15 protein-coding genes, 2 tRNA genes and 1 pseudogene are annotated in these 24,052 nt (G+C 65.6%); 6 read left to right on the top strand and 12 right to left on the bottom strand.

All coding sequences use genetic code 11. The features are described from left to right. From JWQ90_RS08715 to JWQ90_RS08705, 3 genes and pseudogenes are all read left to right on the top strand, one after another. Positions 1 to 118, top strand: a pseudogene (locus JWQ90_RS08715) (IS630 family transposase); the annotation flags it as partial. Positions 119 to 345: 227 nt separating this feature from the next. Further along, positions 346 to 1,482 (top strand): outer membrane beta-barrel protein, encoded by a 1,137-nt coding sequence (locus tag JWQ90_RS08710; protein WP_299692205.1) that lies wholly within the window; start codon positions 346 to 348, stop codon positions 1,480 to 1,482. Further along, positions 1,479 to 2,147 (top strand): 4'-phosphopantetheinyl transferase superfamily protein, encoded by a 669-nt coding sequence (locus tag JWQ90_RS08705; RefSeq protein ID WP_299692202.1) that lies wholly within the window; start codon positions 1,479 to 1,481, stop codon positions 2,145 to 2,147. The genes JWQ90_RS08710 and JWQ90_RS08705 overlap by 4 nt, the downstream gene beginning before the upstream one ends. 850 nt (positions 2,148 to 2,997) lie before the next feature. Here JWQ90_RS08705 and JWQ90_RS08700 read toward each other — a convergent pair. From JWQ90_RS08700 to JWQ90_RS08685, 4 genes are all read right to left on the bottom strand, one after another. Then, the gene (locus JWQ90_RS08700; RefSeq protein ID WP_299692199.1) at positions 2,998 to 3,753 is read right to left on the bottom strand and encodes a hypothetical protein; all 756 of its coding nucleotides are present in this window, start codon (positions 3,751 to 3,753) and stop codon (positions 2,998 to 3,000) included. Continuing rightward, complete coding sequence (locus tag JWQ90_RS08695; RefSeq protein ID WP_299692196.1) at positions 3,753 to 13,271, bottom strand: non-ribosomal peptide synthetase/type I polyketide synthase; 9,519 nt, start codon at positions 13,269 to 13,271, stop codon at positions 3,753 to 3,755. Before JWQ90_RS08695 ends, JWQ90_RS08700 begins: the two co-directional genes overlap by 1 nt. 788 nt (positions 13,272 to 14,059) lie before the next feature. Further along, positions 14,060 to 14,956, bottom strand: a complete 897-nt coding sequence (locus JWQ90_RS08690; RefSeq protein ID WP_299692193.1) for a diguanylate cyclase — start codon at positions 14,954 to 14,956, stop codon at positions 14,060 to 14,062. Between the two features lie 120 nt (positions 14,957 to 15,076). Continuing rightward, complete coding sequence (locus JWQ90_RS08685; RefSeq protein ID WP_299692190.1) at positions 15,077 to 17,107, bottom strand: cellulase family glycosylhydrolase; 2,031 nt, start codon at positions 17,105 to 17,107, stop codon at positions 15,077 to 15,079. 427 nt (positions 17,108 to 17,534) lie between these two features. Between JWQ90_RS08685 and JWQ90_RS08680 the strand changes: the two genes are divergently transcribed. Next, entirely contained in the window at positions 17,535 to 17,792 is a 258-nt protein-coding gene (locus JWQ90_RS08680; protein ID WP_299692187.1) for a hypothetical protein, read from the top strand. A 73-nt stretch (positions 17,793 to 17,865) separates the two neighbouring features. Here the strand turns inward: JWQ90_RS08680 and folD are convergent, their stop codons facing one another. The 6 genes from folD to JWQ90_RS08650 form a co-directional block, all read right to left on the bottom strand. Next, entirely contained in the window at positions 17,866 to 18,723 is an 858-nt protein-coding gene (gene folD, locus JWQ90_RS08675; RefSeq protein ID WP_299692184.1) for a bifunctional methylenetetrahydrofolate dehydrogenase/methenyltetrahydrofolate cyclohydrolase FolD, read from the bottom strand. An 83-nt stretch (positions 18,724 to 18,806) separates the two neighbouring features. Further along, positions 18,807 to 18,882, bottom strand: a tRNA-Lys gene (locus JWQ90_RS08670). 26 nt (positions 18,883 to 18,908) lie between these two features. After that, positions 18,909 to 18,984: transfer RNA gene (locus JWQ90_RS08665), tRNA-His, on the bottom strand. Between the two features lie 102 nt (positions 18,985 to 19,086). Beyond that, entirely contained in the window at positions 19,087 to 19,398 is a 312-nt protein-coding gene (locus tag JWQ90_RS08660; protein WP_299692181.1) for an EthD family reductase, read from the bottom strand. A 100-nt stretch (positions 19,399 to 19,498) separates the two neighbouring features. Continuing rightward, the gene (locus JWQ90_RS08655; protein ID WP_299692178.1) at positions 19,499 to 20,020 is read right to left on the bottom strand and encodes a hypothetical protein; all 522 of its coding nucleotides are present in this window, start codon (positions 20,018 to 20,020) and stop codon (positions 19,499 to 19,501) included. 97 nt (positions 20,021 to 20,117) lie between these two features. Further along, positions 20,118 to 20,714, bottom strand: a complete 597-nt coding sequence (locus JWQ90_RS08650; protein WP_299692175.1) for a hypothetical protein — start codon at positions 20,712 to 20,714, stop codon at positions 20,118 to 20,120. A 202-nt stretch (positions 20,715 to 20,916) separates the two neighbouring features. Here JWQ90_RS08650 and JWQ90_RS08645 point away from each other — a divergent pair, with 202 nt between their 5' ends. Further along, on the top strand, positions 20,917 to 21,471 hold the full coding sequence (locus JWQ90_RS08645; protein ID WP_299692172.1) for a hypothetical protein: 555 nt from the start codon (positions 20,917 to 20,919) through the stop codon (positions 21,469 to 21,471). A gap of 47 nt (positions 21,472 to 21,518) precedes the next feature. Here the strand turns inward: JWQ90_RS08645 and JWQ90_RS08640 are convergent, their stop codons facing one another. Then, positions 21,519 to 22,001, bottom strand: a complete 483-nt coding sequence (locus JWQ90_RS08640) for an MgtC/SapB family protein (protein WP_299692169.1) — start codon at positions 21,999 to 22,001, stop codon at positions 21,519 to 21,521. Between the two features lie 459 nt (positions 22,002 to 22,460). Between JWQ90_RS08640 and JWQ90_RS08635 the strand changes: the two genes are divergently transcribed. Continuing rightward, complete coding sequence (locus tag JWQ90_RS08635) at positions 22,461 to 22,628, top strand: hypothetical protein (RefSeq protein WP_299692166.1); 168 nt, start codon at positions 22,461 to 22,463, stop codon at positions 22,626 to 22,628. A gap of 174 nt (positions 22,629 to 22,802) precedes the next feature. Here JWQ90_RS08635 and JWQ90_RS08630 read toward each other — a convergent pair whose 3' ends face one another. After that, complete coding sequence (locus JWQ90_RS08630; protein ID WP_299692163.1) at positions 22,803 to 24,020, bottom strand: OmpA family protein; 1,218 nt, start codon at positions 24,018 to 24,020, stop codon at positions 22,803 to 22,805. Positions 24,021 to 24,052: the final 32 nt, after the last annotated feature.

Raw genomic sequence — 24,052 nt, 5'->3', positions numbered from 1 at the left:
CGACGCGATTCGTAGCTTCACCGCCGCTTACAACAACAATGCCGCTCCCTTCGTCTGGCGTAAGCGTGAGGTCAAGGGCGCTCAGCTTCGAAACACTATCGTTAACTTGCGCAATTAGACACTAGTGGGCGGCGGCGTATCCACGGCAATCCGGCGCATGCCGACCGACGTCCCGTTAAGCATCCAGCTGCATTTGTCGAATTAGCATTCAGCAGGTTTCTTAGTCCGCTGGCAGGGAGTGCCGTGTCGGTCATCAATCAAAACCCTCGTGCTCCGGGGCCGGCTCGATATCCGTGTTTCCGCCTTTCAACCCGGTCCTTGCGTTGGACGGCGCTCGCGTTCTGCGTGCCGTCCGCTGCTACCTGGGCCGAACTGAAGCTGGTGCCCTACGGATCGGCGCAGTACGAGTTCCATAGCAATCTGCTGGAGGTATCGGGTCCGTCCGAGGCCGAGGCGGAACGGGGCGATCGCAAGGAATCCGATTCGGTCTACCAGGCGAAGGCCGGGATCGAGGCGACAGTCACGGCCGGCCAGCAACAGGTCGAAGTCGACGGCGAATACCGGCGACTCGAGTACGCGCATTTCGACGACCTCAACCACGACGAATACAAGTTCGGTGGTCGTTTCGCCTGGAAGCTGGGCGCGCACACCGATGGCAATATCGACTACCGGCAGGAACATCGCATCGCGTCCTTCGCCGACCTCGGGACGTCGAAGCTGACCGAGCAGACCGATCGGCGCGCCAGCGCGCTGCTGGGTTACGACGTGACGCCGAGCTGGCGCGTTGAAGCGGGCGCCGGGCGCACCGAGTCGGAGTTGCCGCTGAGCGACGATCCGGAATTCAAGTTGAAGGACACCAGCGGATCGGTGGAAGTGAAATACACAGGCCTGGCCGGCTTTTCCGTCGGTGTGCTGACCGAGTACCACGACGGCCAGTACGACGGCAACCTCGAACACCGCCTCGATTACCAGCAGGGAACCGTGCAGCTGACCAGCGACTACGATGTCAGCGGCATGAGCCATCTGCGCGCCAGGATCGGCGGCACCCAACGCCACGAAGATGCCGACAATGGCGACAGCGGCAAGCTGTCCGGTTTCACCGGCTCACTGGCGTATACGCGCACGCTGAGCGCGAAGACTCGTGTCGAGACCGAAATTTTCAGGCGCGTCGAAAGCTATGTGGCCGGCGCCAGCGCGCTCATTTCCACCGGCGGATCGCTGGGGCTGGGCTGGACGCCGACGCCCAAGACCGCGGTCGGCGCGCGCTACGAATTCATCCATTCCGCGTTCAAAGGCGACGGCAGCGAAGATTCCGGCCGCAGCGACGACTACGGCACCGCGACGCTCGACCTGTCGTATCAGGCGCTGCACTGGCTGACGCTGCGCCCGTTTGCGTCGTATCGCGACCGGAATTCGAATGTCGACACCGAATCCTTCGACGACATGATGCTCGGAGCCGAACTGCTGCTGCGCTTCGAGTGAGGCACTGGCGGCCTTTCCCCGGCAGCCTGTGTCTGCTGGCATCCCATGCAGGCACCGGCGACAGCAGCGCCTACGCCGAAGAGCAGGCGCTGGCCGCAATTGCGCATCCGCTGCGTCGCCGCCAGTCGCTCGCTGTCCGGGAACTGGCGCGAATCGCCATGCGCGAACTGGGCGCCGGGCCCGTCGGCATCGGCCGTCGCGACGATGGATCGCCGGAGTGGCCCGCAGGCTGGGTCGGCAGCCTCGCCCACGATCCGCAATGGAGTGTGGCCCTGCTGGCGTCATCCAGCCGCTACGCGGCCCTGGGTGTCGATGTCGAGCCGCTGCTGCCTTTGCCCGAAGACGCGGCGCGACTCGTCATCGGCCGCAAGGAGCGCGCGCATCTCGAGCAGTTGCCGGATTCTTATGCGCGCTGGAGCCGGGCCTTGTTCGGCGCCAAGGAATGCGTGCACAAGGCGCTGAATCCGCTGACCGGCGTGTTCCTCGAATTCGATGAAGTCGAAATTGTGTTCGATGTCGGCGATGGTTCTCATGCGTCCGCGCCGAGCTTCCGGGTCATCCCGGTAAGCGCGGCGGCGTCCAGCGCGGCCCAGGTCTGCGGCCGCGTCTGGTTCACCGACGCCGTCGTGGTGACCGCGGCCGCGGTTCTGGCGCGCAGGCTTTGAGCCGGTTGCAGCGGCGTGATGGCGGCGCGCGGACCGTGTGGTAATTGCGTCAGCACCTGAGCGTTCAGCCATAGCAGCAGCGCGTCGATCAGTTTGCGCCGCATCTGCGACTGGCTGAAAGTGTGGTCGGATTCGGCGAAGTAGTGCAGGTGATACAGCTCGTAGTCGCCGAGCCGGGGGCAGATGTCGAGCAGCTGCTCCGGATAGTTGTAGACGTTCTGGTATTCGCCGGTGAACAGAAAAAACAGCGGCATGCCGCGCTGGATGAAGCCGTCGACATCGCTCTGGAAGGCTCTGCGATCCGGACGCTCGAACCAGTTGTCGCCAGCGGATTCGGAACTGATCCCGGCCCTGCCGAAGGCTCCGCAACGTCGCTGCAGGAAGTTCAGTACACGGCGAAGTTCGGAGAGCTTCTGCCACAGCGATATCCGCCGCGAGCGCCGCGTCGAATAGAGATAGTGATCGAGAAAGCCTGCCGCGACCGCGCGCGGATCGGCCTTTGCAAAGCGATGCGCGTCGTGGCCGCCGGAGCAAAGGCCGATCGGGATGCAGCGTGTGGCGATGCCCAGCCTGGCCAGCTCGTCCATCGCAGCGCCCTGATCGGCAATCGGATCGTTGAGTTGCCCGCTGTCGCTGTCGCCCATGCCGGACAGATCCAGGCGCAACGCAGCGAACCCGGCTTGCGCAAACGCGCGGCATAGATGCACGTGCAGGCGATGAGGGCCGACTCGATGCTCGAAGCCGGTGTTGGGCATGATGATCGCCGGCCGCGCGGGATCGATTGTCTCCGGCAGGCTGAGTATGCCGAGCAGGCGGCGGCCCGGACCGAACTGAAGGGCGCGTTCGCGGATCATGGCAGCTGCTCCGCCAGCCGCTCGCAGAGTTGCGCGATCGATCGTGCCGGCACCCAGGGCGCGTCGAGCTTGCCGATCTCGCCCCAATGCGAGGCATCGGGCAGGGCGTCGGCCAGAGGATGCCGCGGGATCGCGGTATCGGCGCTGTGGAAATGGCGCAGCGCGCGGACTCCGGTGTTGAGCTGCAACGCGCCGATCGCAGCCGCAAAGTCGCTGGGCCAGGGTGAGCCGAGCAGTTCATCGTGCGGAATGTGCAGCCTCAGTGCGAGCGGACGCGTGCGATTCTTGTGCTCGTATTGCTGACGATTCATCGCGAGCATTTGTTCACTCCATTGCTGTCCGCTTTGCGGCGCGTCCCACAGCAGCAGCTCGGCCTGTGCCGCAGCGGCGGCCTCGGAGGCGAGCAAGGCGCCGAGTCGCAAGCCGAGCAGGGCGATGCGTCTGGCGCCGGAGAGTTCACGCAGTTCGTTGGCGGCGTCGCGGATGTCGTCCAGCCACAGCGGCAGCGGTGCATCGTCGATATCGGCCGAATCACCGGTGCCGGTGTAGTCGAAGCGCAGCGTTTCGAAGCCGCGTTCGGCGAGTTGCTGCGCCAGCAGGTGCAGTCCGCGATAGCAACGCATGCTTTCGGCGCCCCAGCTCTGACAGATCACGATCGCGGTCTGGCGCGGCCTTGCGGCGGGTTCGGAGCGCAGGCCGAACAAGCGTAGATCGCGGCCGAAATGCAGGGCTTCGAGTCGCGGCGCGGTCATCACTGCAACCAGCGGGGCCAGGCCCAGCGGCGCTGGGCAGGCGCTCGGGTCTGATGGATGACGGGATCGTTGCTGGCAGGATCGTTGCTGGCAGCCGCGGCGGTCGGCCGCAGCGATGCCTGCTGCGCATCGCAGGCGGCGGCGATCTGCGCCAGCGTGCCGGTCATCGCTTCGCGCAGCGACAGTTTCACGCCGAGTTCGGTCTGCAGCCGCGCGGCCATCTGTACCGCGAGCAGCGAATGGCCGCCGACATCGAGGAAGCGCTCGTCGGCACCGAAAGCCGCGTCCCCCAGCACCTCGCGCCACAACGCGGCGACGCGCTGCTCGCTGTCACTGTCCGGTGCCCGTGCCGCTGCGGTCTCGATGCCGAAAGGCGAGGGCAGCCGGCAGCGATCGAGCTTGCCGTTCGACAGACGCGGCAGCTCGTCGAGCACCACGAAATGCTGCGGCACCATGTAGCCCGGCAGCATGGTGCGCAGATGGCGCCGCAGCTCGGCCGCGTCGATCGCGTCGATCGCCGCATGCGCTGCAGGCTGTACCCAGGCGACCAGTCGTGGATCGTCGGCCGAGCGCTCGACCACACCACAGGCTGCGCTAGTGATGTGGGCGTGAGCTTGCAGCCGAGCTTCGATCTCGCCGAGCTCGATACGGAAGCCGCGCAGCTTGATCTGATGATCGGCGCGGCCGAGGCAGACGATCTCGCCGTCATTGGTCCAGCGCGCCAGATCACCGCTGCGATACAGCGCGCCGAATTCCGGATGCTCGCAGAAGCGCTCGGCCTGCAACTCGGCGCGGTTCAGATAACCCAGCGTCACTCCGGCGCCGCCGATGTACAGTTCGCCGACAACACCCACCGGCAGCGGCGAACGATGTTCGTCAAGCACGTAGGCGCGGGTGTTGGCGATCGGTGAGCCGATCGTGATCGTGTCGTCGGCGTCGACGATGCGTGCGCCCAGTGTCCAAACCGTGGTCTCGGTCGGACCGTAGAGGTTCCACAGTTGGTCGACTCGCGGCAGCAGCGAGCCTGCCAGCTCGCGGCTCAGCGGTTCGGCCCAGGAGCAGGCGACCAGGCCGCGCCGGCCGCCCCAGCCCGAAGCCAGCAGCAGACGCCAGGCGGCGGGCGCGGTGAAGATGCGGGTGATGCGATGACGCTCGATCGCGTCGGCGAGCTGTCTGCCGTCGCCGGTCTGCTCGCCGGTCGCTAGCACCAGGCGCGCGCCATAGACCAGCGGCAGGAACAGTTCGAGCACTGCGGCGTCGAAGGCGTAGGTCGCGATCGCCAGCAGGGCGTCGCCGGGGCCGATGCCGATGCGCTCGCGGGTGCCGGCCAGGCAGTTGCTGACGCCGCGATGATGCGCGACCACGGCCTTGGGCTGGCCGGTCGAACCCGAGGTGTAGATCGCGTACGCCGGCGCGCCGGCGTCGACCGCAAGCGGCTTGAACACTGTGCCGCCACCGCCGAGTTCGCCGATTTCGCCGATATTCAGGCGGCGCGCTTCGATCCCGGCGATGGCCGCGACCGTTGCGGCCTCATGGATCAGCGCCTTGATCGACGCATCGTGCGCCATGAACTGCAGGCGTTGCGTCGGCAGCTCCGGATCGAGCGGCAGGTAGGCTGCACCGCAGCGCATCACCGCGATCAGCGCGGCCGGAAGATCGACGCTGCGCGTCAGTGATACGCCGACGAAGTCGCCGGTGCCGACGCCGATCGTCTGCAGCGCCGCGGCGATCTGCTCGGCGCGTGCCACAAGGGCGGCGTAGTCCAGCTGCCGGTCCGCGCATTGGATCGCGATCGCATCGGGCCGCGCACGCGCCTGCTCGGCGATCGCGTCATGCAGCGTGAGGGCCGCGATCGGAGCAGACGGCGGATTGAACTCGTGCAGTAGCCGCCGGCGTTCCGCAGACGACATCAGCGGCAGATCGCGCAGTGGACGCTCGAGATGGGTCGCCACGACACCTAACAGCTGTTCGTATTCGCCAAGCCTCCGGCGGATGCTCGCGGCGTCGAACAGCTCGCGGTTGTACGAGCATTCCAGAGCCAGCTCCCGGCCGTCGTCGACAACGTTGAGAAACATCTCGAAGGTCTCGTACTGCCGCGCCAGCGTCTCATAGCGCACCGACAGACCGCTATGGCGGATGTCGTCGTCGCGCAAGTCGAGATTGAATGCGAGCGAGATCAGCGGTGGCCGCGAATCGTCGCGCGCGATATCCAGCCGCGGCAGCAGTTCGCCGAAGCTGATGCCCTGATGATCGTAGGCGTCGAGCACCGTCTGCCGCGTCTGCTTCAGCAGTGCGCCCAGCGTAGTCTCGCCGTTCGGCCGCAGCCGCAACGGTAGAAAATTGACGCAATGGCCGATCTGTTGCGGACGCTCGTGCAGCGCCTGGCCGGCGGCGGCGAGGCCGATCACCAGATCCTGCACGCCGGTCAGCCGATGCAGCTGCGCGGCGAACACCGCGAGCAGCGTCATCACCAGGCTGTTGCCCTGCGCGGCGGCGATACGGCGCAGCTCGCCGGTGAGTTCGGCGGGCAGGCGGCGATCTTCACGCGCGGCCGCGAAACGGCGCTGCGACGGCCTGGCGTGATCCAGCGGTAACTCCACGGGCACCGGCGGCTCGGCGAGTTGCCGCCGCCACCAGTCGATCTGCGCGGCGGCCTCGGGCGAGCGCATGAAACGATGTTCGATCTCGGCGTATTCGGTGTAGCGCGGCGCCTCGGGCAGGGCGGCTGGCCGGCCATCGATCCCGGCCGAATACAGCGCGCCGAGTTCGACCAGCAGCTGCGCCATCGACCAGCCGTCGCAAACGATGTGGTGAGCGAGCAACAGCAGGCGATGTTCTTGCGCGGCGCTGCGGATCAGCGCGCAGCGCAGCAGCGGCCCGGTCGCCAGATCCATGCTCTGGTTCATGAAATGGGCGGTCGCGGCGGCAATCGACGCTTCACCCGTCAGGTCGCTGTGATCGATCTGCAGCGGCATCGCTTCGAGCACTTTCATCCAGCGGCCGTCCGGGCTGAATACCGCACGCAGCGAATCATGACGTTCGATCAGCTGCTTCAGCGCCCGTTCCAGCGCATCGACGTCCAGCGCGCCGGACATATGCACCGCAATACCTTCGTTGTAGGCGCGGTTCAAATCGGGATCGTAGGCAGACGCCACCCAGATTTCGCTCTGCGATCCGGTCAGCGCGGACAAGTTGGCGAGCGCCGGCCGCCGCGTCGCCGGAGATCGGGAACGCAGTGCGGTGATGCCGGCTGCGGGAAGGTCGAACAGATCGCCTTCCTGCATCTGCGTGACCGCATAGCGGAATGCATCGATGATCTGCTGGCAATCCGCTTCGCTGTGAGCGAGGCTCAGGAAGCAGGGCCGGCCTTCCCAGATGTGGACGCCGCGCTCGCGCAAATAGAAAAACAGCAGGTCGCCGTTGCGCTGCTCGAATTCGTATTGGGGCTTCCATAGCGACGCATGGCGCAGCAGATGCAAAGGTGCGCCGGCGACGGCGCAATCGTCGTTGATCGCGTCTACCATGCGCGCCGTCGTGGCACTCAACTCGTCCGGCCACTCCGGATGTTCGAGCAGCGCCTGCAGACTCGCGCGCACCGCCGCCAGCGCCAGCGGGTGGCGCACGAAGGTGCCGGCGAAATAGGTCACGCCGATTTCCGGCACCGATGCATCGCCGTACTGCCAGGCACCGCCGTCGAGCGCGTCGAGATAGCGCGGGATGCCGGCGACCGCGCCGACCGGCATGCCGCCGCCGAAAACCTTGCCGTAGATCGCGATGTCGGCGTCGACACCGTAGTAGCCCTGCGCGCCGCGCAGTCCGCTGCGGAAGCCGGTGATGACCTCGTCCATGATGAAGGCGATGTCGGCTTCGTAGGTCAGCGTGCGCAGTTGCTGCAGGAATTCGCGCGGCTGGAAGTCGGGACGCCGCGACTGCACCGGCTCGATCAGCACGCCGGCGATCTCGTCGGCACGCTCGCGTATGACGCGCAGCGCGTCCGGGTCGCCGTAATCGAGAATCAGCGTGTTGGCGACCGACTCGGCCGGAATGCCCGGCGCTGCCGGAATCGAACGGCCGCCGATGCCGGCGCGGGCCAGGACTTCGTCCTGGATGCCGTGATAGTCGCCAGTGAAACTGACGATCAGCGACTTGCCGGTGACGGTACGCGCGAGCCGCACCGCTGCAAGCACCGCTTCGGAGCCGGTATTGCAGAACGCGACGCGCGCCAGGCCGGTGGCCTGCGAGAACAGCCGCGCGCATTCGCCGGCCAAGGGCGTCTGCGGACCGATTTCCCAGCCGATTTTGAGCTGAGCGGCGATCGCATCACTGACGAAGCGCGCTCGATGGCCGAAGAACATCGAGCCGAAGCCGCAGGTCGCATCGACATAACCGTTGCCGTCGAGATCCCACAGATACGAGCCCTCCGAGCGATCGACGACGATCGGGTAGACCAGTTCTTTTGTCTCGGGCCGGAAGCCGGACACGGTTCGCGGGTCGGCGAGTACCGCGCGATGCGCAGCGGCATATTCGCGCGAGCGGCCGGTGCGGGCCAGATAGCGCTTGGCCAGCGCATCGACCGCCGCGGCCTGGCGCGAGGTGAAGCCGCCGAGGTATTCGCGGCGGATGCGGGTACCGGCACCGAAGCTGGCGGTTGCGCCGCCGGTCGCGGCAGCTGGCGCTGCGTTGTGATGTAAAGGCACCACGACCGCTGCGCTCGCGCCCTGTTCGCGCAGATACGCAGTCAGCAGGTGAATGCTGCCGTATTCCTCGAGCAGCTTGCGAAAGCGCACTTCGACCTTGAATTCGCGCCTGAGCTTGCTGGCGAGCTGGGTCAGCGTCAGCGAGTCCATACCAAGTTCGAGGAAGCTGTGCTCCCGGTGTTCGTCGGTGAAGACTCGTCCGGTCAGCTGCGCCAGTAGTCTCAGCAGTCGCGAACTCAAGTCGTCGCTTTCGCCTGCGGTGGCAGCGACAGCGGCCATCGCCTCTGGTACGTCATCGGCGACGAGCGCGATGGCCGGCGGCGGCGCTGCGATCCCCGCGCGGTCTGCCGCCTCGATGAAATAGCGCTGTCGCTGGAACGGGTAGGCGGGCAAGGACACTTTGAGTCGATGCTCGCCGGCATAGAACTTCGCCGGTTCGAGCTCGACGCCGGCAACGAACAGCGTAGCGACGGTCCGCATCAAATGAGCGTGGGCCGAAGCAGCCTGCGTCGCATGCGGCATCGACGACAACACTGTCGCCTGATTCTCGGGCTGCATCGCCTGACGCACCGCCGTGCTCAAGCTCTGGCCCGGGCCGACCTCCAGAAACACCCGGCCGGGCTGCGCCAGCAAGGCATGGATGGCCGGGCCGAAGCGCACCGGCTCGCGCAGCTGTCGCGCCCAGTGATGAGGCTCGCGCAGATCTTCGGGTGTCGACCAGCCGCCGCTCAGCGTCGACATCAAGGCCAGTCGCGCATGGCCGCGGCGAGTGCCGGCGACGAAACCGGCGAATGGCTCGACGATCTCGGCCATCATCGACGAATGGAAGGCGTGCGAGGTGTGCAACACGCTGCTGGCAATGCCGTGCGCGCGCAGTTTTTCGGCGACGCCGGCCAGAGCCGCATCAGGCCCGGCGAGCACGAGCTGTTGCGGCGAATTGATCGCGGCGAGCGCGACATTGTCGCCAAGATACGGCTGCACATCGGCTTCCGACAGATGTACCGCGAGCATGCTGCCGCGCGCCACTGACTGCATCAGACGCCCGCGCTGTGCGATCAGCTTCAGTGCGTCGTCCAGCGTGAAAACACCGGCCAGTGTTGCGGCGACGAACTCGCCGAGGCTGTGGCCGACGAGCGCATCCGGCTGCAGGCCCCAGGATTGCCACAGGCGTGCGCTCGCGTAGCTGACAGCGAAGATCGCCGGCTGCGCGTATTCGGTCGTGCGCATCAGCTGCTCGGCGGCTTCGCGATCGCTGTGCTGCGGATACAGGATCGAGCGCAAGTCCACCGCAAGGCTGGACGTCAGGCGATCCGCGCATTCGTCGATCAGCTCGCGGAACAGCGGCTCCGTTTCATACAGGTCGCGGCCCATGTCGACGTGCTGCGCGCCCTGGCCGGGGAACATGAAGACCAGGCTCGGATCTGCGCTGGTGCTGCCGGCGGTGGCGAAGCGTTCGAGTTGCGCAACGGCGTCGGCGGTGTCGGTCGCGACGATCGCGGTACGCCGCGCCTGTCGCGCGCGGCCGACGTCCAGCGTGTAAGCCACGTCGGCCAGCGCAAGTTCCGGCTGTTGTTTCAGGTGCGCGGCGAGCCGGCTTGCGAGCCTGCTCAGCGCCTGGTCGTCGCGCGCCGATAGGCGCAGTACCTGGTGCTGGCGGGCCGCGGGCGACGCCATCGGCTCGGGCGCTTGTTCGAGCACGCCATGAAAATTGGTGCCGCCGAAACCGAAAGCCGAGACCGCGGCGCGGCGCGGTGTTGGGCTATGCCAGGCCAGCAGTTCGGTGTTGACGAAGAACGGAGTCCGATCGAAGTCGCATTCCGGATTCGGCGTATCGAAGTGGATCGACGGCGGCAGCTGCCGATGCTTCAAGGCGAGCGCGGTCTTGATCAGGCCGATCGCGCCGGCGCCGGCGTCGAGGTGGCCGATGTTGCCCTTGACGCTGCCGAGCGCGATGTGGTCGGCCTGCTCGTAGGCGCCCGACAGTGCCGCCACTTCGATCGGATCGCCCAGCGGCGTGCCGGTGCCATGAGCCTCGACGTAGCCGACGCTCTGCGGCTCGACGCCGGCGCTATCGAGCGCAGCCCGGATCACCGCGAGCTGTCCCTGCAGCGAAGGCGCGGTGTAGCCGATTTTGGCGGCGCCGTCGTTATTGATCGCGCTGCCCTTGATCAGAGCGTAGATGCGATCGCCATCGGCTTGCGCTCGTGACAGTGGCTTCAACACCAGGCAGGCGACGCCCGAACTCAGCACCATGCCGCTGGCAGCAGCATCAAACGGGCGCACCCGGCCGTCGATCGCCTGCGGTCCGCCGTCGACATGCCGATAGCCGGCACGATGCGGCAGGTTCAAGCGCACGCCGCCGACGATCGCGGCATCGCAATCGTTCTGGCGCAGTGCCTGGCAGGCCAGGTGCACGGCGACGCCGGAACTCGAGCAGGCGGTCTGCAAGCTCAGAGCCGGGCCGCGCAGGTCGAGTTTGTAAGCAATGCGCGTTGCGGCGTAGTCCTTGTCGTTGCCGAGCAGAACCTGGAATCCCGGATCTTCAAGCCGCAAGTCCTCGTAACTGGCGAGTTGACGATCGAAATACTGGTTGCGAGCCAGGCCGACGTAGACGCCGATGCGCTCGCCGCGGCCCGCGGCGATGCCAGCGTCTTCGAGCGCGTGCCAGGCGGCTTCGAGCAGTACGCGCTGCTGCGGATCGGTCAGCTCGGCTTCACGCGGCGAGTAGCCGAAGAATGCGGCGTCGAAGCCGTAGGGTTCGTCGATCGCGCCGCCGCGCCGCACATAGCCCGGGTCGGCAATATCGGCGGCGCTGACGCCGGCGGCGATCAGTTCCTCGTCGGTGAAATCGCGCAGGCCCTCGCGGCCGTTGGCGATCTGCTGCCAGAACGCATCCAGATCTTCGGCGCCCGGAACGCGGCACGACATGCCGACAATCGCGATCGCCTTGCCCGCGGCGAGTGCCTTGGGCTTCGCTGCGACGGCATCGACTGGCGCATGGTGCCTGCCCGGGACTTCATTGCCGAGCCAGTGGGCAAGCGCTGCCGCGTAATCGCGCTCGAGCAGCGTCGCAAGCGCGCGAATCGTCGGCGCTTCGAAGAAGCGAATCAGCGGCACGCGCTGCCCGAGCGCGCGCCGCAGTTGTCCCATCAACTCCACCGCCTGCAGCGAGTTGCCGCCGGCTTCGAAGAATCGGTCTTCGACGCCGATCGCATCGAGTTTCAACACGTTCTGCCAGATTGCCAGCAGCCGCTGTTGCAAGTCGCCGACGGCCGCGACCAGTGGACGCTGACGCGGCGCCGGCGTGACGCGCAAAGGCAGCGCGCTACGATCGATCTTGCCGCTGCTGAGTTGAGGCAGCGAGTCTATCGCGATGAAGTGCTGCGGCAGCATCGCTGCTGGCAGGCGCTGTTCCAGGAAGGCCCGCAGTGCGGAAACGTCGATCGCGATGCGTGTCTGGTACCAGGCCAGCAAGCTCGGCTGCCCATGCAGATCGCGCACGCCGGCGGCGGCCGCGGTGACGCCTGCATAAGCGAGCAGTGCCGATTCGATTTCGCCGAGTTCGACCCGCACGCCGCGCAGCTTGACCTGCTGATCGCGGCGGCCGCGATATTCCAGCCCGCCATCGGCGCGTTCGCAGACGAAGTCGCCGCTGCGATACAGGCGTCCAAAGCGCGCATGCTGCACGAAGCGCTGCGCTGTCAGCTCCGGCTGATTGACATAGCCGAGCGCTACCTGGGCGCCGCCGATGTACAACTCGCCGTCACTGCCGGGGGGCAGCGGCCGCAGATCGTCGTCGAGCACGTGCAGACTGGTGTTGGCGACGGCGCGCCCGATCGGCACGAAGCCGTCGCGCTGATCGCCGTCGCAGGCCTGATGGCTGACCACGCCGCCTTCAGTCGGCCCATACCAGTTGTAAATGCGGGCCTGCGGCAGCATATCGCCGAGTCGGCGTACCAGCGCCCAGGGCAGGGCTTCGCCGGACGCATAGATACGCTTCAGGCTGGCGCAGGCCGGGGTTTCGGCCTGGTCCGAAAACGCGGCCAGCATCGCCGGTACGAAGTGCGCGTCCGTGATGCCGTGATGCTGTATCAGTTCGGCCAGATACGCCGCGTCCTTGTGGCCATGCTCGTCGGCGATGACAATGCGCGCGCCGGCCATCAGCGGCCAGAACAGCTCGTACATCGACACATCGAAACCGATCGGCGTCTTGTGCAGCACCACCTCGTCACCGCCCAGCGGATGCTGCTGCTGCATCCACTGCAGGCAGTTGAGGACGTTGCGCTGGCTGAGCGCTACGCCTTTCGGCCGGCCGGTGGAGCCGGAGGTGTAGAGCACGCAGAATGCGGCGTCGTCGCCCAGCAGCGGCGCCTGAACCGGCGCGCCCTCGCGGCTCCGGCGCAGATCGAGGATGTCGATGAAATGACAGCTGTCTTCGACCCGTCGCGCTGCTTCCGGATCGAGCGAGTGCCATTGCGCCCGGTCACCGATCAGCCGACAGGCGCCGCTCTGATCAAGGCAGTGACGCAGGCGTTCGAGCGGTGCCTCGATGTCGAGGGGCAGGCAGACCGCGCCGAGACGGTGCACCGCCAGGATCGCCAGTAACTGATCGATGCCGCGCGGCAGCAACACCGCGACTACCGCGCCGATCTGCACGCCAAGCTCGGCGAGCGCAGTGACGATGCGCCGGCTTTCCCGTTCGATTTCGGTGGAACGCCACCAGCGGCCGGCCGCGTGCACGGCGTCGTGCCCGGGGCTGCTCTGCCACTGCTGCTCGATCACGCGGGCGATGCTCGTCCGCGTGCGATCGCTAGACATCATCGCTAGACATCCCTGTCCAAGCTTGGCTCATATCCCCTGCCTATTGTTGCGACCACGCCGGGACACGCCGCCGGCACCTGCTGTGTCGCAATAATGTGCAGACCGAGCTAACTAGTAGCTGAACAGGGCATCAGATTAAAAAACGTCACGAACCGCCGGATCAGCTTTGTGTCTTGCCGGTACCGGAATTCGAATTTCGACAGTGAATCCTTCGATGACCTGCTGCTCGGAGTCGAACTGCTGCTGCGTTTCGAGTGAGGCAGTGCGCTTTCGAGCCTCCTTAGTTGGCCAACGCACGGAGAACACCCGCGGACAGGTCTATGTTCGCAAGTCACGCAAACCGGCGCTCGACGCGCCAGGCCCAATGCAGGCGGGTGAGTCGCACCGCGTGCTTGAATCGAGGAATCAAGGATGATTCAGTTTGTCTGGAACGACGGGTATTTCTGGCTTAGCTGGAGTGTCTGGTGTGGTCTATGGTCGCTGCTGGTTTTCGTTTTCGGCCGTGGCCGGCGGCGGCATCTCTACCGCCCGCTCCGGCGATCACCTGTGCCTGTGACACTGACGGATGCTTGAGCTTGCTGAGCTTTCGCCACCACAGCGTCGACCAGCAGTTGCCAGCGGCAAGGCGGTGTCCGGGACGGCGCCGTCGACCGAGAGCCAGCTTGAGATCTGGCGGGCGTCGCAGTTGGGTGATGCGGCCTCCTGTGCGTTCAAAGAGTCGATCAGCCTGCGTCTTCTCGGGCTTCTCAATCGAGCCGTGCTGCTGACAAGCAGATTGATCGCTGCCGCTAGCCACCGCGACCTGCAACGATGCGGTTGCCCCCGCAGCTGCGCGCGTCGTCGCGCTTGGCGTCGGCACGCGAGCGCAGCGACAGGTACGAGGTCAGGCCGGTGCGCGTGGTAACAGCGCCGATCGAAACGGTGATGCTCCTGAATTGACCGTGCGCGGTCGGGATCGCCATCGCGGCGAAAGCCGATCGCAGGCGTTCTGCGGTACGCAGCGCACCCCTGGCCGGCGTTCCCGGCAGCAGGATCTGAAACATGGCCTCGTCGAGTTGGCCCACAGAGTCGCTGGTACGCAGTACGCTGGTGCAGGCTCTGGCGAATTCGTCGAGCGGCAGCGACACCGTGGCGGATCGTGGATCGCTGGTCCGGTCGGGGCGATCGATCATGATGCTCAGCAGCGACAGCGGTCGCCCCTGGCTTCGCGTCAACTCGATTTCACGATTGGCGACGCCCTCGAAATCGAGCGGCTGCAGCGGTGGCTCGGTGTTGTCCGGCGCCGGGAGCCGGGTAATCAGGCCTTGCGGACTGAGTTCGAAGCTCTGGAAATGGCATTCGATCAGCTCCGTCTGATCCGCCAGCGATCCCAGCCGCCGGAACTCGAAATACAGGCTGGCGCCGTCCTTTCTGATCAGCGGCAGGTCGGCGCTTCGCAGGTAGCCACGCTGAAGCAGCGCGCGCAACACCGGCTGCTCGGCATCGGAGCCGGGCAGGCCGCCGAGTTCCGCCAGGAGTTTTCCATTGACTTCCAGTTGAGAGTATTGCAGCCGTCCGCACAGGAACGGGTTGGCACCGACGATGCGGCCGTCGCTGCGCAGGCGCAGCATGCCGATAGCAGGAGACCGGAAGAAGCGCCGGTACTCCGCGTCGGACAGCAGCACGGGCGGCGGGGACGGGGCCATAGCCGCACCTTGCACCGATCGAATCGTGCCGTCTGTGTGGAAACGCGCTTTACCGCCGGCCGATAGGGAGCCGCCGACGAGGGCGCCGCGGCGTCCTCGTCGGTGAACCGGGTCAGCCCCTCAGTGGGCCAGCAGCCAGCTGCGATAGACCTGCCCGTAGCCGTCCGTTGGCGTGCCATCGACGTCTTTGATCAGCACATTGTCCGGAACGCCCCAGACGTCCCAGGCCCAGCCGACGACGCTGACGCCGTTCTGATCCGCCCAGGCCGTGATGTTGGATACCAGCGGCGCGCCGACCGTCCCGGGCGTGTTCTGGTCGCCGGTCTCGGTGGCAATCACCGGGATGCCCGCCGCCAGTATTGCTTGCATATCGGTGTAGACCGCCGGTGCGAAGTTGGGCTGGGCGTAGGCGTCCGATCCCCAGGCGTTGCCATACGTGGGATAGGCATGCCAAACGGCGGCGATCTGGTTCAAGGAATCGGTCGGCTTGTGCGACAGCCAGCCGCTGAACTCCTGCGAATACTGCATCGTACCGATCAGCAGCACATTGCCGGCGCCGGTGGCGCGGACCGCGTCGATCATCGCCTGGTAGCTCGCGATGGCCCAGGGCTGCTTCACGTCGGTCCAGTTGCCGCTGCTGCTGGTGGCCGGATAGCCGGTGAACGAGCCGCCGGTGCCCTGCATCATGTAGCTCCAGCTGTCGCCGCTGAACTCGAAGTTCATGAACGGCTCGTTGAACAGCTCGAACAGCACGCCCGGATAAGTCTTGAACATGCCGGCGACCGAGGTCCAGAACGCGAGTGAATGATCGGCGTCGGCCATCTGGGTCTGCAGCATCGGGCAGGCATTGCCCGGAGCGGTCCAGTGCAGATCGATGATCACGTACAGTCCGGCCGCAATCGCCTGGTCGACCTGCGTCTTCACCGCGGACTGATAGTTGCCGCCCGGATCGGGGTTGTGCACGACGCCGCTGGTGTCGGTGCAGCTGTAGCCGAGCCACGACGCCTCGTTCAGCGGAATGCGGATCGTATTCGCCTTCCAGGCCTGAATGGCAGACCATTTCGGCCCGCCGGCCTGGCCAGCCTGCGCGCCGGACGGATCCGACGGGTTCCAGCCCTGGACAGCGACGAACTCGAAGCCGCTGTAGTTCACCCCGCGCAGCTGGACGGTCGCGCCATTGGCGTCGACGAAACGGTTGCCGAGTACGCGCAGGGATTGTGTTCCGGGCTGTGCGGCAGTGACATTGAACGTCGATGACGAGACCGCCGAGTATTGTGGGCTCAGTATGCTGACAGCCCCGGACGCCGCCGCAGCCGGCACCGTGATGTTGGCCTGCGTGTCGCTGATCACGGTCAGGCTGGCGTTCTGCGCGTTGCCGACCCAGGCCGAGTTGGATCCGGTGAAGCCGGTACCCGACACGCGGACGACAGTGCCGACCGGCCCGCTGAGCGGAGAAATGCCGCTGATGGTTTGCTGTTTCAGCGGGGCTGCAGTGGTGGTCAGTTTGAACGTCTGTGCCGACAGCGCCGAGTGCTCGGCATTGAGGATGGCGACCTGGCCAGAACTGGCGTCGGCGGGGACCGTAACCAGAGCCTGGGTGTCGCTGATGACGCTGAGCCCACCATCGTGGGCCGATCCGACCCAGGCCGAGGTTGAGCCGGTGAATCCTTTCCCGGTCACCGTAACAACCGTGCCGGCCGGTCCGGATTTCGGCGAGATCGCGCTGATTTTCTGCTGCGGCAGAGCCGCCGCATCGGTGATCGTGAACGAGCTGGCGGTGAACGCCGCATGGGCGGCATTGAGGATCGCGACAGCGCCGGTATGGGCTTCCGGCGGGACGGTGATTTTGGCTACCGTGTCGCTGACGACCTTCAGTTTCGCATTGTGCGCGTCACCGACCCATGCGGCGTTCGAGCCGGTGAAACCACTGCCCTTGAGGGTGACCACGGTACCTGCCGGGCCGCTGGTCGGAGAAAACGAATTGATCAACTGCTGTGGGCTGGTTTGTGCGAGCGCGGTCCCCGATATGAGAAGTGTCAGCGTGGCCAGGACCAGGGCCGCAATGCCGGTCCGCGGCGAGCATCGCCGTACCGATGACAATAGTGCACCGACGAGCGCCCGAGGCTCGCCCGTAAGCAGGATGTTGCGCATGATGCTGTTCCTCTAACCGAAATGGGGTTCTTGCCTTGATCCGGCATCGCATGAGATGGCGAGCCGCGGAGCAAGCTTCGGTTTTCGAGTTTGTCTGTGCGCTGACACACGGTGAGCGGTAGTTAATGCAGGGTTAAGCGAAATGGCTTGGGCGACGCTGCCCCGTCCGTCGGGTAGATGTGCCCGTCGGTCATGCGTTGCCGCAGGCGGCGGAAAAATCACAACACCGACGGCGATGGTTCGCATCGGTGTCTGATTTTTGTGCGGGCAAGCGCACCGACGACGCGCTAAAAATCGTCTAGCGCAAATCCCGCGCCCGGATCCGGAAATCGCCGACCTTTGCAGACCCCAACGCGTGCGCGGCTATCGTTGGTCGTTGGCGTTTCGCTAGTATCGGGGATCCCTTTTCCGATCCGGCGACAAGCGCGTGATCATGGCTGCCCCGTTTCCTTCACTTCGACGCCTGCTGCGCCCGCGCGGTGCAGAGGCCGATCGTGCCCGGGCTCGGTTGATGGACGAGATAAGCCTGGCGCACGCGGCCTGGGTCCAGGCCAATGAGCGGCTTGTCGCGCTGGCGGCACAGAGCGCGGCCGCCGAAGCACGTCTCAGCGCCGAGAAGGCGACAGAAGAGGCCAGCAATCACTACAAGCTTCTGGTTGACCGGCTGATGCAGCAGCGCCTGTAGCGGCGCTCAATGCGGCGCCGGTTGCTCGTCGGCGAAGCCGGGGCGAATGACGGTACTTGCTAATGTTTCGCTATCACACCGTGTCGCGAGCAGAGGCCGCCTGCACCGTGTTGTGCATCAGCATCGTGACCGTCATCGGGCCGACCCCGCCTGGTACCGGCGTGATCCACGCGGCGCGTTCCCGGGCCGCGTCGAACTCGACGTCGCCGCAGAGTTTGCCGTCGGCCTGGCGGTTGATACCGACGTCGACTACGGTCGCGCCCGGTGCGATCCACGCGCCCTTGACGAAGCCGGGCTTGCCGACCGCGACGACGACGATCTCGGCGCGCGCGACCTCGTCGGCCAGGTTCTGCGTGAAGCGATGGCAGATCGTGGTCGTGGCGCCGGCCAGCAGCAGCTCCAGCCCCATCGGCCGGCCGACATGATTGCTGGCGCCGACGACGACCGCGCGGCGGCCGTAGAAGCTCTCGCCGGAGCGGCGCAGCATCTCGATCACGCCGAACGGCGTGCACGGACGCAACACCGGCTGACGCTGCGCCAGCCGGCCGAGGTTGTAGGGGTGGAAGCCGTCGACATCCTTGTCCGGGCGGATGCGCTCGATCACGGTGGTCGCGTCGATCTGCGCCGGCAGCGGTAGCTGCACCAGGATGCCGTCGATCTCGGCGTCGGCGTTGAGCCGGTCGATCTCGGCCAGCAACTGCTGCTGGCTGATGTCGTCGCCGTAGTGCAGCGGCAGCGAGCGGATGCCGATACGCTCGCAGGCCAGGCGCTTGTTGCGCACGTAAACCTGGGACGCGGGGTCGCCGCCGACCAGCATCGTCGCCAGAGCGGGTGCGCGCCTGCCGGCAACGACGATTTTCTGGACCGTCGCCGCGAGTTCGCGTTGCAGCGTGTCGGCAATCGACTTGCCGTCGATGAGTTGCGCGCTCATTTAGCCTCGGCAGTACGACGGAACCAAAAAACCAGGAAAGCCAAAAAAAAGCCGGCTCGGCCGGCTGATTATCGCAAAGCAAGTGGTGGGTCGCCCCGGACTCGAACCGGGAACCTACTGATTAAGAGTCAGCTGCTCTACCAATTGAGCTAGCAACCCCCAGAACCTGCTGCATGCCCCTCGATTGGGGTGACCGACGGGGCTCGAACCCGCGACAACCAGAATCACAATCTGGGACTCTACCAACTGAGCTACGGCCACCGTCGAGGGCGCGCATCATAGCCAAAAGATCGTGGAGGGGAAAGGCTTTTCTGCGAAAGCCCCTGAAAAGTCACCGCCTCCGCATGCAGACGGCTGAGGCTGCTAGAGCTTGACCGCGCTGATCTGGATCGTTGGCTGGATATTGGTGAAATTGGGCAGGTCGCCCATGATTTCATTCGCGTGCGGTCCGAACGCGGCCTGGAAGGCCTCTACCGAATCGAAATACAGATGACCGAAGGCCGCATAGGGCGGTGGTGCGCCCGGAGCGCCGCCGGCCAGGCCTTCTTCGACCGCGATTTTCTTCAATGCCGCGCCGAGACGGGCCTGGACCAGCGGCATATGCGTGCCCGTGTAATAGCCGATATCAAACTTCGCGTCCTTACCGGACGGATACATCACGCTGACTTTGATCATTGTTGGCTCCTCGCAGTGGGTCTGGTTGCCAGACTCTCGGCTTAAGGTATCGGGAGCATCGAGCCATAACAAACCGGCGAGTCGCGCAACCGGCCTGCGGTCAGGGAGTATCGGCGCTCGCCGGCGGTGCCGGGTCTATGTAGGGCACCTGCACGTCGCCCATGCCGGCGCGCATCGCCGAGCGCTGTGCTTCGGGCAGCGTGTCGAGGTCGGCGCGCCGATAAGGCCGGCTCGAGCAGTTGCGGTCGTAGTCGGTTTTGAGCAGGTTCAGCGTATCGATCTCGCGGCGCAGCGGCACAACCCGCGTGTTCAGGGCAAGCGCCTGCTGCTGATTGCTCTTCCTGCGTTCGTGCAGCGCGAGGCCATTTTTCAGGTCGTCAGCGCTCAATTTCGCCTGCTCGGCGTTCAGCTCATCAGTGCGCTGCATGATCGCGCTGCGTTCGGCGTCGAGTTGCCTGCTCTGCTGGGTCAGGCGCGCCGAATCCTGGCGCAGCTGTTGAACCTGGCTCGCGCAGCGCTGCAGCTCGGGTAGCGTCAAAGCGCTGCCTTGCGCCTGCGCAGCACCGCTGAGCATCACGCCGAGAACCCATCCCGGAAACTGCCTGCCGATCGTGTCTGCCATGACTTTTTCCTGACTTTGATTTTGGGTGTCCGGGGAGCGCCGCACCGCGATTATCGCGCAAGCCATTGGCCAGGTTCATGCCGGGCGGTGAAGCCGATCAAGCAGGCCCGCGAGCCTGCTTGAGGAAGCGCACGATCGATTCGACGAGTTGGCCCGCAATCGGAAACTTCGGGTCGGAATAGGCGGCCATCTGCTCGGCCGGATCGTCGGCAACGGCTTTCAGCACGTGGTTCATGTCGTCAATGATGGCAAGGCCAGCGCCGGGGCTGGCAGCCTGCAAGGCCCGCGCATCGAGTTCACTGACCTGGACGTCTCTGGTGCCTTGCACGATGAGTGTCGGCATCGAAAGCGCTTTCAACTCGTCGATTGGTCGCATGCGTAGCCACGACATCAGGTAGGGCTGTGCGCTGGGCCGGTACAGCGGCATTAGCTCCTGCGGTACCGCGTCGACGGTTGAGCCGTTCTCCAGCGCGCGGAGGATCTCTTCATTGCGTTTTTCGAGTGCGTCGCCAAGCTTGCCTCGCACTTGATCGCGGATGATCTGGCCGGCGCTGCGAGCGGCCCCGAGCCGGCGATGATCAGGATGACTGCTGCAGGCCCTGGGGTCGCCGGCATTTTCAATGAGCCGTGGAGTCGGTCGCCATGAATCGGCAGCGAGATGGGCAGATCGGGATGCATCATCGGTGCGGCTCACATTCGGGCACGGGTTCGAGCGAAGTTGAGCACCCGCGCGGCATCGCGACAAGCGTCACTGATCCGTGAGCCGTGTTGTTCGAACAGCGCATCCACGCCGCTGGTTTGCAAGAGTGCCATTTGGCTCAGATGTCTTTCGAGGATTGCAGGAGACTATTGTGGCCAGCCGCTGTCTACCGTCTGCCTTCCACCGGGAAACCCAAATGAAAAAAATCTTCATACCATCTCGTAAAGTCGTTTTTTTCATGTCCGCCACGGCGCTGCTGCTCTCCGCGTGCGCCAGCCAGATGCCGTATCAGCCGGCCGCGAGGGCTGACACCTACGGGTATTCCGAAACGAAGTTGACCAGCGATCGCTACCGCGTCGTGTTCACCGGCAATGCCAGCACGCCGGCCGATGCGACTCGCGACTTTGCTCTGTTGCGGGCCGCCGAACTGACCCTGCAGAACGGCAACGACTGGTTCCAGCTGGCCAGCCGCAATACCGACACGAAGACCCAGGCTTCGACCGTCGACACCGGCCCGGATTACCTGCCGCGGCAGGCGGTGTATCAGCGCTGCGGCCTGCTGCGTTGCGAGTCGGTCGTGACCACATCACCCGGCGTCATCGGCGGCGGCGCCAGCACGACCAGCAGCTCAACCTCGTACACGTCCGAAGTCGAGATCGTGATGGGCAAGAACCCGATGCCGCAGACCTCCGAATCCTACGACGCGCGACAGACCGCGACCTCGCTGCGGCGGATGCTGATCAAGCAGTAGCTTTCATCCGAACGCGGATCGGCATTGCGCGAGCACCGGTGATGGAGTCAATCGCCGGAAGTGTCGGCTTCGATCGGCAGCGTCTTGTCGCGGCTTGCCCAGCGATGGATCGTCCGCTCGAACGGCCCGCCGAGCAGCACGAGCGCCAGCGCCGCGATCACGGCGAAGGCCACGATATGCAGCGCGCCCAGGCCGCAGGCGACGCCGAGTGCTGCGGTTAGCCAGACCATCGCCGCCGTCGTCAGTCCGTGGATCTTGCTCGGCGTATGCAGGATCACGCCGCCGCCGAGAAAACCGATACCGGCCATCAGTCCCTGGACTGAGCGGCTGACGACCTCCGAGGTCTGGCCGTGCGCAGTGCCGAACTGCAATGCGGCCTCGGTCAGCGTGCAGCAGGCCAGTGCAACCAGGCCGAGCGTGCGCACCCCGATGGGCTTGCCCTTAAGGTCGCGATTCAGGCCGAGCGCGATGCCGGCACCGAGTGCGCAAGCCAGGTGGAGCAGGGCAATCCGGTCGGCGTCGGTCAGCATCCGCAGTCTCCGTTGGTAGTACACCTTCGATCGGAGCCCAGGCTAAGGCGAACGGCCTGTTCAGGCCAGGCCGTCAGTTATCCGGAGGCGCGTCGGCGTTGTGGATCGGAGCCGTTTGTCGGTCTCGACAGCCGGTTCGGCGCCTCAGGTCGCCAGTAGTGGATTTGGACCACTGACAGTGGGATTACCGGGCGATTGAATGGGGTCAGCCGGTGCAGGCGATCGACGTGGTCGAAGGCGTCGGCGGGGCGGCACGGAGAGTCCGATGGACAGTTTGGCGAGCAGTGCGGCAGATGGCGGAGTCGATGGCGGGACTGCGATGTTGCCGCCCATCTGTGCTGATGCCCGGAGCCTATCGGGCGATTGTCTTACATCGCTGCCGCGAACCTCCTACGCAGCAGCGCCGGGCTTGCTGCCAACATTCCGCAATTGCGTACAGCCGGCATGAGGCAGTCAGACGTGAGTCGCGGAATGTGGGACGGGGTGATGCTCGGACTGGGCTGCTGCGGCCTTGGCAGCTACCTGCTGTCGCAGGAGTTCCTGTTCCTCGGCTGGATTCCGCTGTTTATGGGCTCTGCCGTCGTCGCCTCGTCCATCGTGCTGTGCCTGATGGCGAGCCGCCAATAGCGGGCCCTGGTTTTCCGGGCCCTGGTTTCAATTCACTCCCGGGCAAGGCGGCTTGCCGCATCTTGAGACTGTCTCCCCAAGACACGCCGGCCTTCGACCCGTCCGGCATTCAAAACCCCGCCCAGTGCGGGGTTTTTTTTCGCATGTCGGCATCCGGCCCGGGCGCCCCGGCAGCTACTGCGCCTGGATTTTCAGTTCCACGCGACGGTTCAGCTCGCGGCCTTCGTCGGTGCTGTTGTCGGCGACCGGCTGAGCTTCGCCGTAACCGTGGCTGCTCATGCGGGCACCATCCACACCACGGCCGATCAGGTACTCGCGCACTGTGGTCGCACGGCGGTCGGAGAGTTTCAGGTTGTAGGCGTCGGTGCCGACGCTGTCGGTATGTCCACCGAGTTCCACCTTGATCGCGGGCACCGACTGCAGCGAATCGGAGACGCCGTCGAGGATGGTCCTGGCGTTCACCGTCAGCGTGGCCTTGTCGAAATCGAAGGTGACGCCTTGCAGCACGACGACATCGCCAGCGGCGCAGCCTTCGAGAGTCAGGCGCTCGCCGGCCGCGGGCGTCGGGCAGGGCGGCTTCAAGGGGCAACCGACGCTGTCGACCGGCGTGCCCTGCGGCGTGCCCGGGCACTGGTCCCGGTCGTCGGGGACGCCATCGCCGTCGCTGTCCACCGATACGATCGGCGCGACCACCGCGACCGGCTCGGTGGGAGCGGCCGCCACCACCGGCTTGGCGCCGATCGGGATGAACAGGCCGGCGTTGAACAGGCCGTCGTAGAACTCGCTCTTGCCACCGGCGCCGGCATTCTCCTCGTTGTGTGAGTCGAGGTGGAACAGGGCTTCCAGGCGCAGCGCGGCGCCGAACCAGCCCAGCGGCAGCAGATAGCCGAGGCCGGCGTTGTAGCCGACGCCGTTGAAGCTGCTCGGCGAGCCGGGATGATCCTTGGTCTCGTCGTAGGTCACGCCGAGGATGCCGTAGGCGTTGCGGAACTGATTGCGCGGAAACACCAGCAGGCTGGCGCCGTAGCCGTAAAGCTTGGCTGTGTCGCTGGAGGCCGAGGTGTTGCTGTCGGCCTGCAGGTAATAGCCGCTGATTTCGAGCGCGAGGTTGTCGGTGATGCCCTTGCCGAAGGTCAGCGTGCCGCCGAGGCCGTCGTCGGTCAGGCGATCGCCGTCGGCCAGCAGGTACGAAAACATCGGCGAGATGTAGAAGCGTCCGTCGAGCACACCGGTACCGGTGTCGGTTGCGGTCGCCGTCTCGCTGGGCTTGGCGGCGGAATCGAGGCTGTCGAGTTCCTGCGCCAGCGCCGGGGTGCACATGCTGATTGCGGCCAGCAGGCCGCCTACCCCAGCAGTGATTCCGGCAGCGATTCCAGCAGAACGAAATTTCATGAAAGATCCCTTGTTTATTTTATCTTTGGTTT

Origin of the sequence: Hydrocarboniphaga sp., assembly GCF_028291725.1 — a bacterium.
In the GTDB taxonomy this organism is placed as follows: Bacteria; Pseudomonadota; Gammaproteobacteria; order Nevskiales; family Nevskiaceae; genus Hydrocarboniphaga.
This window is presented reverse-complemented; position numbering and strand designations above follow the sequence as displayed.

Coding starts and splice junctions, on each gene's coding strand:
- folD (WP_299692184.1), bottom strand. CDS start 18,723: ATGAGCGCGCAACTCATCGACGGCAAGTCGATTGCCGACACGCTGCAA.
- JWQ90_RS08660 (WP_299692181.1), bottom strand. CDS start 19,398: ATGATCAAAGTCAGCGTGATGTATCCGTCCGGTAAGGACGCGAAGTTT.
- JWQ90_RS08700 (WP_299692199.1), bottom strand. CDS start 3,753: ATGACCGCGCCGCGACTCGAAGCCCTGCATTTCGGCCGCGATCTACGC.
- JWQ90_RS08645 (WP_299692172.1), top strand. CDS start 20,917: ATGAAAAAAATCTTCATACCATCTCGTAAAGTCGTTTTTTTCATGTCC.
- JWQ90_RS08630 (WP_299692163.1), bottom strand. CDS start 24,020: ATGAAATTTCGTTCTGCTGGAATCGCTGCCGGAATCACTGCTGGGGTA.
- JWQ90_RS08685 (WP_299692190.1), bottom strand. CDS start 17,107: ATGCGCAACATCCTGCTTACGGGCGAGCCTCGGGCGCTCGTCGGTGCA.
- JWQ90_RS08640 (WP_299692169.1), bottom strand. CDS start 22,001: ATGCTGACCGACGCCGACCGGATTGCCCTGCTCCACCTGGCTTGCGCA.
- JWQ90_RS08655 (WP_299692178.1), bottom strand. CDS start 20,020: ATGGCAGACACGATCGGCAGGCAGTTTCCGGGATGGGTTCTCGGCGTG.
- JWQ90_RS08690 (WP_299692193.1), bottom strand. CDS start 14,956: ATGGCCCCGTCCCCGCCGCCCGTGCTGCTGTCCGACGCGGAGTACCGG.
- JWQ90_RS08695 (WP_299692196.1), bottom strand. CDS start 13,271: ATGATGTCTAGCGATCGCACGCGGACGAGCATCGCCCGCGTGATCGAG.